At 35.6% G+C, this 12,645-nt stretch carries 16 protein-coding genes; 9 read left to right on the forward strand and 7 right to left on the reverse strand.

All coding sequences use genetic code 11. From position 1 onward, the window contains the following. Positions 1–130: 130 nt before the first annotated feature. Positions 131–1,474 (reverse strand): NADP-specific glutamate dehydrogenase, encoded by a 1,344-nt coding sequence (gdhA, locus tag ABXT67_RS04610; protein ID WP_415376112.1) that lies wholly within the window; start codon positions 1,472–1,474, stop codon positions 131–133. A 289-nt stretch (positions 1,475–1,763) separates the two neighbouring features. On the opposite strand from gdhA, the gene ABXT67_RS04615 reads away from it, so the two are divergent. Continuing rightward, positions 1,764–2,564 carry a THC0290_0291 family protein gene (locus ABXT67_RS04615; RefSeq protein ID WP_415376113.1) on the forward strand — a complete coding sequence of 267 codons (801 nt, stop codon included), beginning with the start codon at positions 1,764–1,766 and terminating at the stop codon, positions 2,562–2,564. A gap of 116 nt (positions 2,565–2,680) precedes the next feature. On the opposite strand, the gene ABXT67_RS04620 is transcribed toward ABXT67_RS04615, so the two are convergent. Beyond that, positions 2,681–3,829, reverse strand: a complete 1,149-nt coding sequence (locus tag ABXT67_RS04620; protein ID WP_415376114.1) for a cystathionine gamma-synthase — start codon at positions 3,827–3,829, stop codon at positions 2,681–2,683. 190 nt (positions 3,830–4,019) lie between these two features. Here ABXT67_RS04620 and ABXT67_RS04625 point away from each other — a divergent pair, with 190 nt between their 5' ends. Next, complete coding sequence (locus ABXT67_RS04625) at positions 4,020–4,784, forward strand: DUF3298 domain-containing protein (protein ID WP_415376115.1); 765 nt, start codon at positions 4,020–4,022, stop codon at positions 4,782–4,784. Here the strand turns inward: ABXT67_RS04625 and ABXT67_RS04630 are convergent. Further along, a complete protein-coding gene (locus ABXT67_RS04630) occupies positions 4,781–5,062 on the reverse strand; it encodes a hypothetical protein (RefSeq protein ID WP_415376116.1) in 282 nt (93 codons plus the stop codon). The genes ABXT67_RS04625 and ABXT67_RS04630 overlap by 4 nt on opposite strands. A gap of 12 nt (positions 5,063–5,074) precedes the next feature. Further along, positions 5,075–5,242, reverse strand: coding sequence for a DinB family protein (locus tag ABXT67_RS04635; protein ID WP_415376117.1), 168 nt, complete (start codon positions 5,240–5,242; stop codon positions 5,075–5,077). A gap of 75 nt (positions 5,243–5,317) precedes the next feature. Here ABXT67_RS04635 and ABXT67_RS04640 point away from each other — a divergent pair, with 75 nt between their 5' ends. Together ABXT67_RS04640 and ABXT67_RS04645 are read left to right on the forward strand one after the other, a co-directional pair. Then, positions 5,318–5,674 (forward strand): arsenate reductase family protein, encoded by a 357-nt coding sequence (locus ABXT67_RS04640; RefSeq protein ID WP_415376118.1) that lies wholly within the window; start codon positions 5,318–5,320, stop codon positions 5,672–5,674. A gap of 137 nt (positions 5,675–5,811) precedes the next feature. Beyond that, positions 5,812–6,723 (forward strand): DMT family transporter, encoded by a 912-nt coding sequence (locus ABXT67_RS04645; protein ID WP_415376119.1) that lies wholly within the window; start codon positions 5,812–5,814, stop codon positions 6,721–6,723. A 265-nt stretch (positions 6,724–6,988) separates the two neighbouring features. On the opposite strand, the gene ABXT67_RS04650 is transcribed toward ABXT67_RS04645, so the two are convergent. From ABXT67_RS04650 to ABXT67_RS04660, 3 genes are read right to left on the reverse strand one after another with little or no spacing between them, the layout of a single operon-like run. Then, complete coding sequence (locus tag ABXT67_RS04650; protein ID WP_415376120.1) at positions 6,989–7,471, reverse strand: acyl-CoA thioesterase; 483 nt, start codon at positions 7,469–7,471, stop codon at positions 6,989–6,991. Further along, entirely contained in the window at positions 7,462–8,340 is an 879-nt protein-coding gene (locus ABXT67_RS04655; RefSeq protein WP_415376121.1) for an alpha/beta fold hydrolase, read from the reverse strand. The genes ABXT67_RS04650 and ABXT67_RS04655 overlap by 10 nt, the downstream gene beginning before the upstream one ends. Positions 8,341–8,383: 43 nt before the next feature. Continuing rightward, a complete protein-coding gene (locus tag ABXT67_RS04660) occupies positions 8,384–8,974 on the reverse strand; it encodes a TetR/AcrR family transcriptional regulator (RefSeq protein ID WP_415376122.1) in 591 nt (196 codons plus the stop codon). Between the two features lie 75 nt (positions 8,975–9,049). Here ABXT67_RS04660 and ABXT67_RS04665 point away from each other — a divergent pair, with 75 nt between their 5' ends. The 5 genes from ABXT67_RS04665 to nadD are packed head-to-tail and all read left to right on the forward strand — an operon-like array spanning position 9,050 to position 12,558. Further along, positions 9,050–10,057 carry a YheT family hydrolase gene (locus ABXT67_RS04665; RefSeq protein ID WP_415376123.1) on the forward strand — a complete coding sequence of 336 codons (1,008 nt, stop codon included), beginning with the start codon at positions 9,050–9,052 and terminating at the stop codon, positions 10,055–10,057. Beyond that, positions 10,050–10,406 (forward strand): SdpI family protein, encoded by a 357-nt coding sequence (locus ABXT67_RS04670; protein ID WP_415376124.1) that lies wholly within the window; start codon positions 10,050–10,052, stop codon positions 10,404–10,406. The genes ABXT67_RS04665 and ABXT67_RS04670 overlap by 8 nt, the downstream gene beginning before the upstream one ends. 59 nt (positions 10,407–10,465) lie before the next feature. Continuing rightward, complete coding sequence (locus tag ABXT67_RS04675) at positions 10,466–11,323, forward strand: YicC/YloC family endoribonuclease (protein WP_415376125.1); 858 nt, start codon at positions 10,466–10,468, stop codon at positions 11,321–11,323. Beyond that, complete coding sequence (gene gmk, locus ABXT67_RS04680; RefSeq protein ID WP_415376126.1) at positions 11,323–11,952, forward strand: guanylate kinase; 630 nt, start codon at positions 11,323–11,325, stop codon at positions 11,950–11,952. Before ABXT67_RS04675 ends, gmk begins: the two co-directional genes overlap by 1 nt. Beyond that, positions 11,953–12,558, forward strand: a complete 606-nt coding sequence (nadD, locus tag ABXT67_RS04685; RefSeq protein ID WP_415376127.1) for a nicotinate (nicotinamide) nucleotide adenylyltransferase — start codon at positions 11,953–11,955, stop codon at positions 12,556–12,558. Positions 12,559–12,645 lie beyond the last annotated feature (87 nt).

A 12,645-nucleotide genomic window follows, 5' to 3' on the forward strand; every position in this document is an offset into this window, starting at 1 on the left:
TGCGCTGCATGCTATTAAATATAGATATTACTTCTTTATAACTTGATGAATTCTTAAATATTGCTGTTATTTTAACAAAAAGGTTGCCTCTAATAGGGCAACCTTTTTTCCTTGTAACTATAAAATTAAATTATACTACACCCTGAGCAAGCATAGCATCTGCTACCTTTACAAAACCGGCAACATTTGCGCCTTTTACATAATCTACATAACCATCTCCTTCTTTACCGTATTTTACGCAAGCGGCGTGTATATCATTCATAATCGCATGTAATTTTTCATCCACTTTTTCTGCTGGCCAGCTTAAACGCAATGAATTTTGAGACATCTCTAATCCTGAAGTTGCAACCCCTCCTGCATTTGAAGCCTTTCCAGGTGCGAATAAGATTTTTGCCTTGGTAAAGACTTCAATAGCATCTGGTGTAGATGGCATATTAGCACCTTCACTCACACACATACATCCATTATCAACAAGTGTTTTTGCTTCTGAAGCATCTAATTCATTTTGAGTTGCACAAGGCAAAGCAATATCACAAAAGGTGCTCCAAGGTTTTTCCCCAGCGGTATATTTTGCGTTTGGATATTGAGCTACATATTCGCTAACTCTACCTCTTTTAACATTTTTAAGCTCCATTATAAAGGCTAACTTTTCTTTATTAAGACCTTCCGCATCATAAATAAAGCCTCCAGAATCTGACATTGTTACTACCTTACCTCCAAATTCCATTGCTTTTTCTGCAGCATATTGCGCTACATTTCCTGAACCAGAGATAACAACTGTTTTACCTTTAAAAGTTTCCCCTTTGGTTGCTAGCATGTTTTTAGCAAAATAAACATTGCCATATCCAGTTGCTTCTGGTCTAATTAAAGAGCCTCCGTAAGACCTTCCTTTTCCAGTAAGCACTCCAGTAAATTCATTTTTAAGTCTTTTATATTGACCAAACATATATCCTATCTCACGACCTCCAACACCAATATCTCCGGCAGGAACGTCAGTATCTGGGCCAATATGGCGAGAAAGTTCTGTCATAAAACTTTGACAAAAACGCATTACCTCAGCATCACTTTTCCCTTTAGGGTTAAAATCACTACCCCCTTTTCCTCCTCCCATAGGAAGTGTGGTAAGACTATTTTTAAATACTTGTTCAAATCCTAAAAATTTTAGGATAGAAAGATTTACTGAAGGATGAAAACGAAGTCCACCTTTATAGGGACCTATTGCAGAATTAAATTCTACGCGATAGCCTCGATTTACATGAATTTCTCCTGAATCATCTGTCCAAGAGACTCTAAACATAATTGTACGCTCAGGTTCAACCATTCTTTCTAATAGCTTTTTCCCTTGGTAAGTTTCATTCTTTTCTATGAAAGGAATGACTGTTTCGGCAACTTCTGTTACCGCTTGTAAAAATTCTGGTTCATTTGGGTTGCTTTTTTCAACACCATCAATAAAATCTTTGATACTTTGTTTCATCTGTGTTTAATATTTGATAAATGTGAAGACGGTATGCCCAAAATATCTAACTTCAACTGTTCAATATTTTGCGTCGGGCATTTCATCGGTATAAAATATTTGATTTTAAGAATGCTAAAATATTAAAATACTTTAGCTTATTCATTAACGTTATGGAATGTCAAAGATAATGTTTATCGCAAAACAATATGTGCGTTTTTTACGTATTAGCCTAAAATGTTAGTATTAATTTCTATGTTAAATATGTTTTTATATCTTTGTTATGTCTCAAACTAAACCTATATTACTGATGAATACTAGAGTTTTGTTATTGGTATTGTGCTGTCTTGCTTTCTTTCAACAAGACGCAAAAGCACAAGGTTTCTCTCATGAAATTGGAGTTATTGCAGGCCCACTTGCATTTTATTCAGATTATGGAGTACGTAGCGATACGGAAACAAACGTGGGTAACTCTACCATTGGAATTGGTTTTATACACTATCTCAATTTCTCATATCGAGCAGATTGTAATTGCTATACAAGAGACGCCTATTTCAATGATCATTTTAAATTGAGAAATGAAATCAACTATCACAAAACACAACTTCAGCATTTTGGCCCTTTAGTTGCTGATGACAAAACTAGTTTTTTCTCAGACCAATTGCGCGCGGTGAGTGGAAGTACCCGTGTAATAGAAATTGGGTCTCAATTAGAATATTTCCCTTTAAGCATTCGAGATTTTGCTGCCATGTCGACAACTTTCGCACCGTTCATAAGTTTTGGGGTGCACTATGTAAATTTTGACCCTGAATCGTCTTCGACCTTGGGTCCTGATGTGAATGCTCCTCCCGCTGCAAATCAAAAATATATTAACGCATACCAACAAGAAGGGGCCTCTACATGGGCTGCCCTTTGGAGTATAGGAGTACGTTACAAATTAAATGCATCTAGCGACTTAATGTTAGATAGCCGTTGGACCTATTACTTTAATGATTGGGTGGATGGTTTAAATCCTGCCTTAGAACAAAACGGAACGACACCTGTTCCAGAAAATAAGGCCAACGACTGGATGTATTGGTTAAATTTAGGGTATATATACTATCTAAACTAAGCCTATAATTACCCTGGGAGTTAACTGCCATATAACTATAAAACTGCGGAAACTTACTAATAAAGTTTCCGCAGTTTTTTTATGAATTGTGTTTCTAATTAATACAAAAGCAAGAACTAACATTGTTGTATCGCTTGCTCTAGATCCAAAATTAAATCGGCTACATCTTCGACGCCCACCGATAATCTAATCAACGAATCTACCACGCCTGTTTTCTCGCGTTCTTCTTTAGGAATACTTGCGTGCGTCATGGAAGCCGGGTGTCCCGCAAGACTTTCCACGCCTCCTAAACTTTCAGCAAGGGTAAAGACTTTTAAGTTTTCTATTATTTTAATTGCTTCATTATAATCATTTCCCCTCGTTACGAAGGATATCATTCCTCCAAAATCACTCATCTGCGATTTCGCAATTTCATGGTTTGGGTGGTCTTCAAAACCTGGCCAATATACTTTTTCAATCTTTGGGTGGTTTTTTAAATAGTGCGCTATTGCTTTTCCGTTTTCGCAATGACGTTGCACTCTTAAATGGAGTGTTTTAATTCCGCGTAACACTAAAAAACTGTCTTGTGGTCCAGAAATAGCCCCACTTGCATTTTGTATAAAATAAAGCTTATCTGCGAGTTCTTTATCCTTTACCGCGATTGCTCCCAAAACTACATCGCTGTGTCCTCCCAGATATTTTGTTGCAGAATGCATTACAATATCTGCCCCTAAGTCCAATGGCTGTTGTAAATAAGGAGTAGCAAATGTGTTGTCTACAGCTAGCAACACGCCGTGCTTTTTAGCAATGGCACTACAGGCCTTAATATCTATAATATTCATCATTGGGTTTGTAGGAGTTTCTATCCAAATCAACTTTGTATTATCACACACAAAATTTTCAATATTGGAAGCATTTTCCATTCCAATAAAATGAAATATAATCCCAAAATTCTCAAAAACCTTAGTGAACAAACGGAAGCTCCCACCGTACAAATCATTTGTCGAAATCACCTCGTCACCAGGTTTTAACAACTTCATAACCGCATCTATAGCCGCCAAACCACTGCCAAACGCCAAACCAAATTTACCGTTTTCAATACTCGCTACACTTCTTTCTAAAGCAGCTCTTGTTGGATTTCCGCTTCGCGAATACTCAAAGCCTTTGTGACTTCCAGGGGTTGATTGTGAGTAGGTGGTTGTTTGATAAATAGGTGGCATTACGCTTCCATACGCTGGGTCTATATCTTGCTGGCCTCCGTGAATTGTTTTTGTGTTAAATTTCATATTTCAAGTCCGCTCAATATGCGGTGTTTTTTAATTAAATTCTATTGCTTATTAGGGTACCTAGGACCAAAAATAGCATTGTGGCATATGAGAAAAAAGCGACCGCTTTTGTTAATTTGTACCTTTTAAAAATCCTGTTTAAAAATACGTGTTTCCTTTTCCAATCAAAAAACTCTCGTAATTTTGTGCTATGATTAACAAATATTTTAGATTATTTTTAATTTCAGCGCTCCTTTTAAGTTGCTCAGAAACCTTGGATATTCCTATTTCTGAGCGTATCGATGAAGCGTCACTTACTGAATGCAAAACTGCAGCTTGCCCAGTAGTTTCGGTAGCCTATATTCACTATGAAGGGGAGCCCAAATTAGCAGGAATTATTAATGATAGTATTTCTCATTATATAATTTCGGCGTTAAACTTGGGCGATCCAGAATCTCCAGCCACCGCTTCAAATCCCACCGAAGCAATACAAGAATTTATAAAAAATTACTGGCGGGACACAAGTGAATTTCCAGAAACGAATGAATATGAAGCCGAAATTGTAATCACAGAAAACTTTAGAAACGAAGCATTTATTTCCATATCAAAATCTCAATACAAATATATAGGGGGTGCACACGGCTACGGAAGTTTATCTTTTTCTAATTTTAATATTGAAACAGGAAAACCAATAACAACAAGGCAACTTTTGAATGACAGAAAAGGGTTTACTGCTTTCGCTGAAAAAAAACTAAAAGAAGCTTATCAAATTTCTGAAAATGAATCGATAAATTCAACCGGGTTTTGGTTTGAAAACGATACGTTTTATCTCCCGTCAACTATTGGATTTATAAAAAATAGAGTGCTAATTCATTATAACATATACGAAGTCGCAAGTTATGCCGCTGGGCCTATTGAGGTTGAAATATCGTTGGAGGAAGCGGCTCCTTTTATGAAGTATAAAATTATAAATTAAATCCCTAACGCTCTTTTTAAAGCCCCCACATAACCAAGGTGGACTCCTTCATGAAAATGATTAAACTGGATGGCTTCTTTAGCTGAAGAAAGTTTAGTTTTAGTAGTAAGCGTATATTTTTTGTATTTGATAAACACCCCACTATTAAAATCCTCTTCCGTTTTTTTAACGAGTGAGTGCAGTTGACTTTCGCAAAGACCTATTTCATCTTGAGTAGCGTTTCTTTTAGGTTTTGTTCCTTTTTTATAATGTGCCATTTCTTCAGCAGAAACCTGCATTGGCAAACCGCTCTAGCCATAAACTAATGCTTGTTGCGTTACTGCGGTATGTTTTATATTCCAAAAGATGTTATTATTAAAACCATCAGGAATTTTATTTAAATGTTCAATACCGATCGTCTCTAAAAAATACTGAAAACATATCGCGGTTTTTAAGGTGATGTCAAGGATATGTATCATAACGCTATTCTTTTCACTTTAAAATTAATCTAAAAAATAGTAATTGCGCTACCTTTGTTTACTTTAAATAAAAAGATGCAAAAAATATTTTACCTGAGTACTTGTGATACATGTAAACGCATTATGGATGAAATAAATCTTCCCCAATCGTTTGTACAACAAGACATAAAAACAAACACCATAACCAAAGAAGACTTAGAGCATATGTATACTCTTTCTGGGAGTTACGAAGCCTTGTTCAGCAAACGCGCCCGACTTTACAAAGAAAAAAATCTTAAGGACACCCAATTTTTAGAAACAGATTTTAAAAATCTCATTTTAGAACATTACACTTTTTTAAAGAGACCTGTGATTATCAATAACGATGAAATTTTCATTGGAAACAGTAAAAAAGTAGTGGAAGTCGCAAAAGAGAGTTTACATAGAAGTTGATGTCATAGCACCCCACCGACCTCGCCTAAAAGGGAGGCTCATGAAAAAACTTAACTTTTTTATTTTCAGGTGTGTTCTCGCCCTTTAAAAGGCGGATTTAGAGGGTATGTTCGCAACATTTAATTTAAACCCAACCTATGAACCCAAGAGTCTTAGCATTTATCGCAGCCTTTTCCGCCAGCTTTATTTATGGGGTTAACCATACCATTGCAAAAGGATTAATGCCCACGGTGATACAGCCTTTTGGTTTTATTTTATTGCGGGTGAGTGGTGCCGCAGTATTGTTTTGGATTATTAGCTTGTTTTATGAGCGAGAAAAAATAGATAAAAAAGACTGGGGTAGACTCATTTTGTGCGCCATGTTTGGGATGGTCATAAACATGAATATGTTTTTTAAAGGATTGGAGCTTTCAACCCCAATTAACAGTAGCGTGGTAATCACATTATCTCCTGTATTACTGCTTATTTTATCTGCGTTAATCTTAAGCGAACGCATTACACTTTTAAAAGGTTTAGGGATTGCATTGGGACTTGGTGGTGCATTATTATTGATTCTATTTGGGGCTAAAACACAAGCCAATGCGCCCAATATTCCATTAGGCAATTTGTTTTTTATAGTAAATGCTACCTCGTATGCGTTCTATCTCATCTTTATAAAAAAGCTCGTTCATAAGTACAGCTCCATTACGCTGATGAAGTTTTTGTTCCTGATTGCATTTTTCATAAACATCCCTACAGGTTGGTCGCAGTTTAGTGAAGTAGCTTGGATGGATTTAAACTTTACCGAAATCTGGCAACTCACCTTTGTAGTTGTAGGAACTACGGTACTTACCTATTTATTTAATATCTACGCACTCAAACAACTAAGCCCCGCGGTAATTGGGGTTTTTATGTATTTACAACCACTAATTGCAGTAGTTTTTGCAATCTTCACGGGTTCTGATTCTCTTTCTCCTATCAGAATAATTGCCGCTTCGCTTATCTTTTTAGGAGTGTATCTTGCCACTAGAAAGAAAAAACTGATGCCAGAAGCTATTAAGAATGACTAAATTAATTTCTACTTAAATATTAACGAATCGAGTAAAAATCCTCCGCATCGAAAATTAGGAACAGGCGCTAACATATATTTAAGAACCCCTTATGGAAGAAATGCTAGCAGAAAATATTTGTAACTAATACTTACCGAACAAAAAAGCACAAGCAGCTCAAAACAGGTATTTCTAAAATAGGTAGCTATTGAAAATGGGATCAAAACTACCCGCCTATTATTGGGGATTTAGAGGACATTTCAAAAGTCGAAGGCAAACCATAAAATTATACCGAAGTAAGATTCATAGGCACTTCCCCGTGTTTTCTCGTGTGCTCTTTTGTAATCGTATAAAAATCATCGGTATGATCTAGCTTTTTTAAATTGTCAAATAATTCTGAAGGTAGCGCTCTTAACTTTCGGGTGTTTAAATCTATCCACCCACCCATCATTTCACAACGAGCGATATTTCTACCTTTATAATCGTAAAAGTTATGCTGAAACGAAAAATACATTCCATCTTCACTTATTCCTTTTAATTGTAAACTTACCTTAATGGGCTTCCCAGGAAACACTTCCTTAAAGTAAAACATATGCTCATAAAAAACTACTGGTCCAATAGCGTGCTCGACCATTTTTACTTGACCAAACCCGTTTTCAAGCATAAAACTCAAACGAGTATGGCTCATATAATTTATATATGCACTATTCGCTAAGTGACGATTGGCATCAATATCATTCCATCTAACTTCAAATTCTTTTAAATACATTCTTCTTTTATTTTTTGTGTAAAATTAATCGTTAAATCGGTACGCTCAATAAAATTAATAACACTATTGTAAACTTCTTCACTTTTTAAATCGTGTTTTAAACCCTTAGTAATTAACGTTTCAATTTTTGGAGTGCCTTCAATAGCCTTTTTAATAGGTGCAAATGGCGTTATTTTATCATCTTGATCGTGTATTAACAATATGGGCTGTGATGCTTTTGTCAATAAATTTTTAACCAGAATTTCTTGATGAGGGACTTTTAAAATACTGTTGATTTTGAGATCCAGTATTTTTGTGGCTCTTTTTGAAATCCTCAACATTTCTTTAAAATAGACAAAAATGGCATCCATTCCAGAAGGCGAACCCATTATAACAAACTTTTTAACGTTTACTTTTGGGTTTACTAAATAGGCGTATGTCAATGCAGTATTGCTAAAAGAATGTCCAACCACGGTATCTATTTCACCTATTTCAGTCATCGCTTTTACAATTGCCTGACGGTACATTTCTAAATTAAGATAATTCGTTTTAGAGCGTCCGTGTCCTGGTGCGTCCATTGCATACATAGTATATTTTTCAAGATCGATTTTCTTGTGATAAGGAATCCAGCGTTGGCTATTACTCATCCAACCGTGAAGAAACAACACATTTTTAGGACCATTTCCCCATTTATATAACACAGATGATTGACCCTCTTCTTCAAAATAAGTTTGCTGGGCTTGAGAAAGAAATTCCATCCCTTTTTCTGTTATACCTGCTCGTTTTACTTTAGTCAAAAGTTTAAACGAATGTTTTGCATTCCATTTTGGAAATAAAAAAGCCGTAATGTTGATGTATGCCCCAATAAGTTTTAATAATATTTCTTTCATATAATATAGTGATACCGATTGGTATCTATAATGTTAAATTTTTTTAGGCCGAAATTTGATTTGTGATATTTCGCAAATGTCCTATGGTGTAAAGAATCGCTTCAGAATTTCTTTCTAGCCTGCTCATCATAATACCTCCTTCTAAAGTTGCTATAAAAATAGTAGCATAAAACAATGTATCTGTATTCTTTTTTACTTGATTATTTTTTATTCCATTTTCAATAATCTTTGCAACGGAAGCTTTCAATAGTGCGAGCATATTGAACGTTTGTTGACGCAAAATAAGGTTAGTGTCATCAACTTCGGTTGCCGCGTTTAATAAAGGGCAGCCACCCTGGTACAATGGCGTGTGCATATAATTTCCAAAAAACGAAAAGATCGCTTCCATCTTATCTTGAAACGTAGTTGCTCTTTTTATAGTTTCGCCTAATTCTGTAAACATCAACTTTGCCAATCTTCTCAACGCTTGTTGCTCCAGATCACTTTTACTCTCAAAATGCCTGTAAATTGCGCCTTTGGTAAAGCCAGTGGCCTTTGTAATGTCGCTAATAGATGTAGCCTTATATCCTTGCGTATTAAAGAGGTTGGCACTTTCCCTAATTATTAAATCTTTTGTCGTTTCCGCATTGCGCATATACAAAGGTACCAATTGGTATCTTAACTACAAAACAATATTATAGCTTGTTATTAAAGAAGTAAACTTCATACCTTGCAACTCAACACAATTTTAAATTGTATGCCAATAGTTCCATCACCTTACAAAGCAAAAGGGATCTTTAAAAACGGTCATTTTGCCACGATCTATTCGGCCAAACTTCGCCCTATCCCTTCGCTTATACAAACAAGGGAAAGATTGGAATTGAGTGATGGTGATTTTGTGGATATTGATTGGAGTTACAACATTGCAAAAAATGAAGCTACTAAAAAAGTTGCTGTCCTTTTGCACGGCTTAGAGGGGAATGCACAACGTGTTTATATGAAAGGGCAAGCAAACGTTTTAATTAAAAATGGTTGGGATGTAGCTGGGATGAATCACCGTGGCTGTAGCGGCGAGGAAAACAGGCTCTATCTTTCATATAATAGTGGTAGAACTGAAGATCTAGCAGAACTCATTAACCATTTACTTACTCATAAAAATTATGAGGAAATAACATTAATTGGTTTTAGTCTAGGAGGTAATGTGCTTTTGAAATATTTAGGGGAACAAAAAGAAGTGCCAAAACAGATTAAAGCTGGCGTCGCGATCTCTACGCCGTTATATTTAAGAGGTGCCTTAGAGCAGCTGGTTAAAACAGAAAATGTAGTCTATAGCCAAACTTTTATCAACGATCTCAAGAAAAAGTACAAGCGTAAAATGAATCAATTTCCCAATGCCATGAACGCAGATGAGCTAAAGAAAATTCAGAATTTACTAGATTTTGACAATTTATATACTGCAAAAGCCCACGGCTTTGAAGACGCCTATGACTATTATGAAAAAAGCAGTAGTTTACAGTATCTACCCAACATAAAAATTCCAGTACTCATATTAAATGCTGAAAATGATAGTTTTTTATCCTCAGAATGCTACCCTTATGACATCGCAGAGAATCACAAAAACATCCATCTTGAAGTACCAAAAAGTGGCGGTCACGTAGGTTTTCATGTGTCAAACAATGTGTATTATTCTGAACGCCGTACATTAGATTTTATAGAAAAAATCAGCCGTGATGAATGAGAACTTAAAACTACTACTGCTTGCAGTTGGCTATTGTTCGTTTATGATTCTTCTTGGAATTATCTTTTTTAAATTTCCTCCTAAAAAAATAAACCACTTGTATCGCTATCGCACGTCACGATCTATGAAAAATCAAACGGTTTGGGATGCTGCCAATGGGTATTCTTCAAAATTATTTTTACAATTAAATCTCATTGCGTGTATAGTACTTGTTATCATTTATTTTTTAATCCCTCAGCATAGACTTATAGGAACGGTTTTGACTTCAACAATGCTTATTATATGCACGGTTCCAATGACCGAAAAATACCTAAATACACATTTTGATCGCGACGGAAAATCGAAATAGAACAGAACCATTAAAATGGAACTGATAATTGCTACCTTTGCAATTAAATTAACGTATTTATGATTCAGTCAATGACCGGTTACGGCAAGTCCGTCATTCAATTACCAACAAAAAAAATAACGGTGGAGGTGAAATCACTCAACAGTAAAAGTTTAGATCTAAACACTCGTGTACCTTCCTCTTATCGTGAAAAAGAGTTGCAAATTAGAACGATGTTGGCTACTTCACTCACTAGAGGAAAGGTTGACTTTAATCTTTTTGTCGAAATGACAGGGGAAGAAACGACCACAAAATTAAATGAAGTTGTAGTAAAACAATACATCGAGCAATTATCAAAAGTGGTGGATGGCGACAAGACCGAATTACTCAAAATGGCGGTACGTTTGCCCGATGCTTTTAAAACAGAACGAGAAGAGATTGACGAAAACGAGTTTACTGAAATTTTAAAAGCAGTGAAAGAAGCTTTGGTTGAGATAAACAAATACCGAAGCGATGAAGGCGAAGTGCTAAAACAAGATTTTTTACAACGTGTAGACCTGATTGAAACCTATCTTGAAGAAGTACTTACTATTGACGGTCAAAGAATCGAAAATGTTCGAGAACGTTTGCGAAATGCCGTTAATGACCTTAAGGAGAAGATAGATGAGAATAGATTTGAACAAGAACTCATTTATTACCTTGAAAAATATGACATCACCGAAGAAAAAGTGAGGCTTCAAAATCACTTAAATTATTTTAGAGAAGCTATAAATAGTGAAGACAGCAACGGTAAGAAACTCAACTTCATAACCCAAGAAATAGGCCGAGAAATCAATACCATAGGCAGTAAGAGTAATTTTGCCTTAATGCAACAACTGGTGGTCCAAATGAAAGATGAATTGGAGAAAATAAAAGAACAAGCGCTAAACGTATTGTAATGAAAAAAGGCGGAAAGCTAATTGTATTCTCTGCTCCTTCTGGCAGCGGTAAAACAACTATCGTAAAGCATTTACTAGGTATTGAAAAACTGAATTTAGAATTTTCGGTATCTGCAACTTCACGTGCTCCTAGAGGAGAAGAACAGCACGGAAAAGACTACTATTTCTTAAGTTTAAAAGATTTCAAACAGAAAATGAAAGATGATGATTTTCTGGAATGGGAAGAAGTGTATCGTGATAATTTCTACGGCACACTGCATAGCGAAATAGAGCGTATTTGGGCCATGGGAAAGAATGTCATTTTTGATATAGATGTGGTAGGTGGTTTACGCATAAAAAAGAAATTCCCAGAAAGAACATTAGCAGTATTCGTTAAACCGCCTAGTGTAGAAGAATTAAAAATTAGACTGAAAAAGCGAAAGACTGAAAGCGAGGAAAAAATTAATATGCGCATCGCAAAAGCTTCCGTTGAAATGGCTACAGCTCCGCGATTCGATTTTACTATATTAAATGACACCTTGGAACATGCACTAGAAGAAGCCGAAAAATTAGTGCTAGGTCATATTAGCAAACCCCTTTTTGAAGATTCTCAATTATCAAAAGGAGCTATAAATTTAGAAGAAGAATAAATGGCTGATTCAAAAAAAATAGGCTTGTATTTTGGGACCTTTAATCCCATCCACGTTGGGCACCTTACTATTGCCAACTATATGGTAGAGTTTAGTGACTTGGATGAAGTCTGGATGGTGGTGACACCTCACAATCCTCATAAAAAGAAAAGTACTTTACTCGACAATCATCATCGTTTAGCTATGGTACGTATTGCGCTAGAAGACTACCCAAAACTAAAGGCAAGCAATATAGAATTTGACCTTCCGCAACCTAATTACACTGTAAACACGTTGACCTATTTAGAGGAAAAATATCCTGAACAAAGTTTCTGTTTAATTATGGGAGAGGACAATTTAAAAAGTCTTCACAAATGGAGAAATTATGAAGTTCTTTTAGAGCGGTATCACATTTATGTATATCCAAGAATTTCTGGGGTTTCTAAAGTATCTGCTTCCGTTGCAAAGTCGACTTCAATTTCAAAAATAGAGGCCCCTATTATGGAGCTATCTTCTACGTTTATTAGAAAAGCCATTAAAGACAAAAAGAACATTTGCCCCATGTTGCCGCAAAATGTATGGGAATATCTAGATGAAATGAATTTTTATAGACAAGAGATTTGTTAGCCTTATGTTAAAAAAAACGGTTTCAACTTAATTCGCTAATTTGGTGAACATTATTAACTGCCAAATTATTTTATCACCAGAAAAAAT

It is taken from the genome of Patiriisocius sp. Uisw_017 (assembly GCF_047731265.1).
Lineage (GTDB): Bacteria > Bacteroidota > Bacteroidia > Flavobacteriales > Flavobacteriaceae > Patiriisocius.

Excerpts from the sequence above, each read along its gene's own strand:
- ABXT67_RS04655 (WP_415376121.1), bottom strand. The coding sequence starts at position 8,340 with ATGAAAGAAATATTATTAAAACTTATTGGGGCATACATCAACATTACG.
- gmk (WP_415376126.1), top strand. The coding sequence starts at position 11,323 with ATGAAAAAAGGCGGAAAGCTAATTGTATTCTCTGCTCCTTCTGGCAGC.
- ABXT67_RS04645 (WP_415376119.1), top strand. The coding sequence starts at position 5,812 with ATGAACCCAAGAGTCTTAGCATTTATCGCAGCCTTTTCCGCCAGCTTT.
- ABXT67_RS04650 (WP_415376120.1), bottom strand. The coding sequence starts at position 7,471 with ATGTATTTAAAAGAATTTGAAGTTAGATGGAATGATATTGATGCCAAT.
- ABXT67_RS04675 (WP_415376125.1), top strand. The coding sequence starts at position 10,466 with ATGATTCAGTCAATGACCGGTTACGGCAAGTCCGTCATTCAATTACCA.
- ABXT67_RS04635 (WP_415376117.1), bottom strand. The coding sequence starts at position 5,242 with ATGATACATATCCTTGACATCACCTTAAAAACCGCGATATGTTTTCAG.
- ABXT67_RS04630 (WP_415376116.1), bottom strand. The coding sequence starts at position 5,062 with ATGCAGGTTTCTGCTGAAGAAATGGCACATTATAAAAAAGGAACAAAA.
- ABXT67_RS04660 (WP_415376122.1), bottom strand. The coding sequence starts at position 8,974 with ATGCGCAATGCGGAAACGACAAAAGATTTAATAATTAGGGAAAGTGCC.
- gdhA (WP_415376112.1), bottom strand. The coding sequence starts at position 1,474 with ATGAAACAAAGTATCAAAGATTTTATTGATGGTGTTGAAAAAAGCAAC.
- ABXT67_RS04625 (WP_415376115.1), top strand. The coding sequence starts at position 4,020 with ATGATTAACAAATATTTTAGATTATTTTTAATTTCAGCGCTCCTTTTA.
- ABXT67_RS04670 (WP_415376124.1), top strand. The coding sequence starts at position 10,050 with ATGAATGAGAACTTAAAACTACTACTGCTTGCAGTTGGCTATTGTTCG.
- ABXT67_RS04620 (WP_415376114.1), bottom strand. The coding sequence starts at position 3,829 with ATGAAATTTAACACAAAAACAATTCACGGAGGCCAGCAAGATATAGAC.
- ABXT67_RS04615 (WP_415376113.1), top strand. The coding sequence starts at position 1,764 with ATGAATACTAGAGTTTTGTTATTGGTATTGTGCTGTCTTGCTTTCTTT.
- nadD (WP_415376127.1), top strand. The coding sequence starts at position 11,953 with ATGGCTGATTCAAAAAAAATAGGCTTGTATTTTGGGACCTTTAATCCC.
- ABXT67_RS04640 (WP_415376118.1), top strand. The coding sequence starts at position 5,318 with ATGCAAAAAATATTTTACCTGAGTACTTGTGATACATGTAAACGCATT.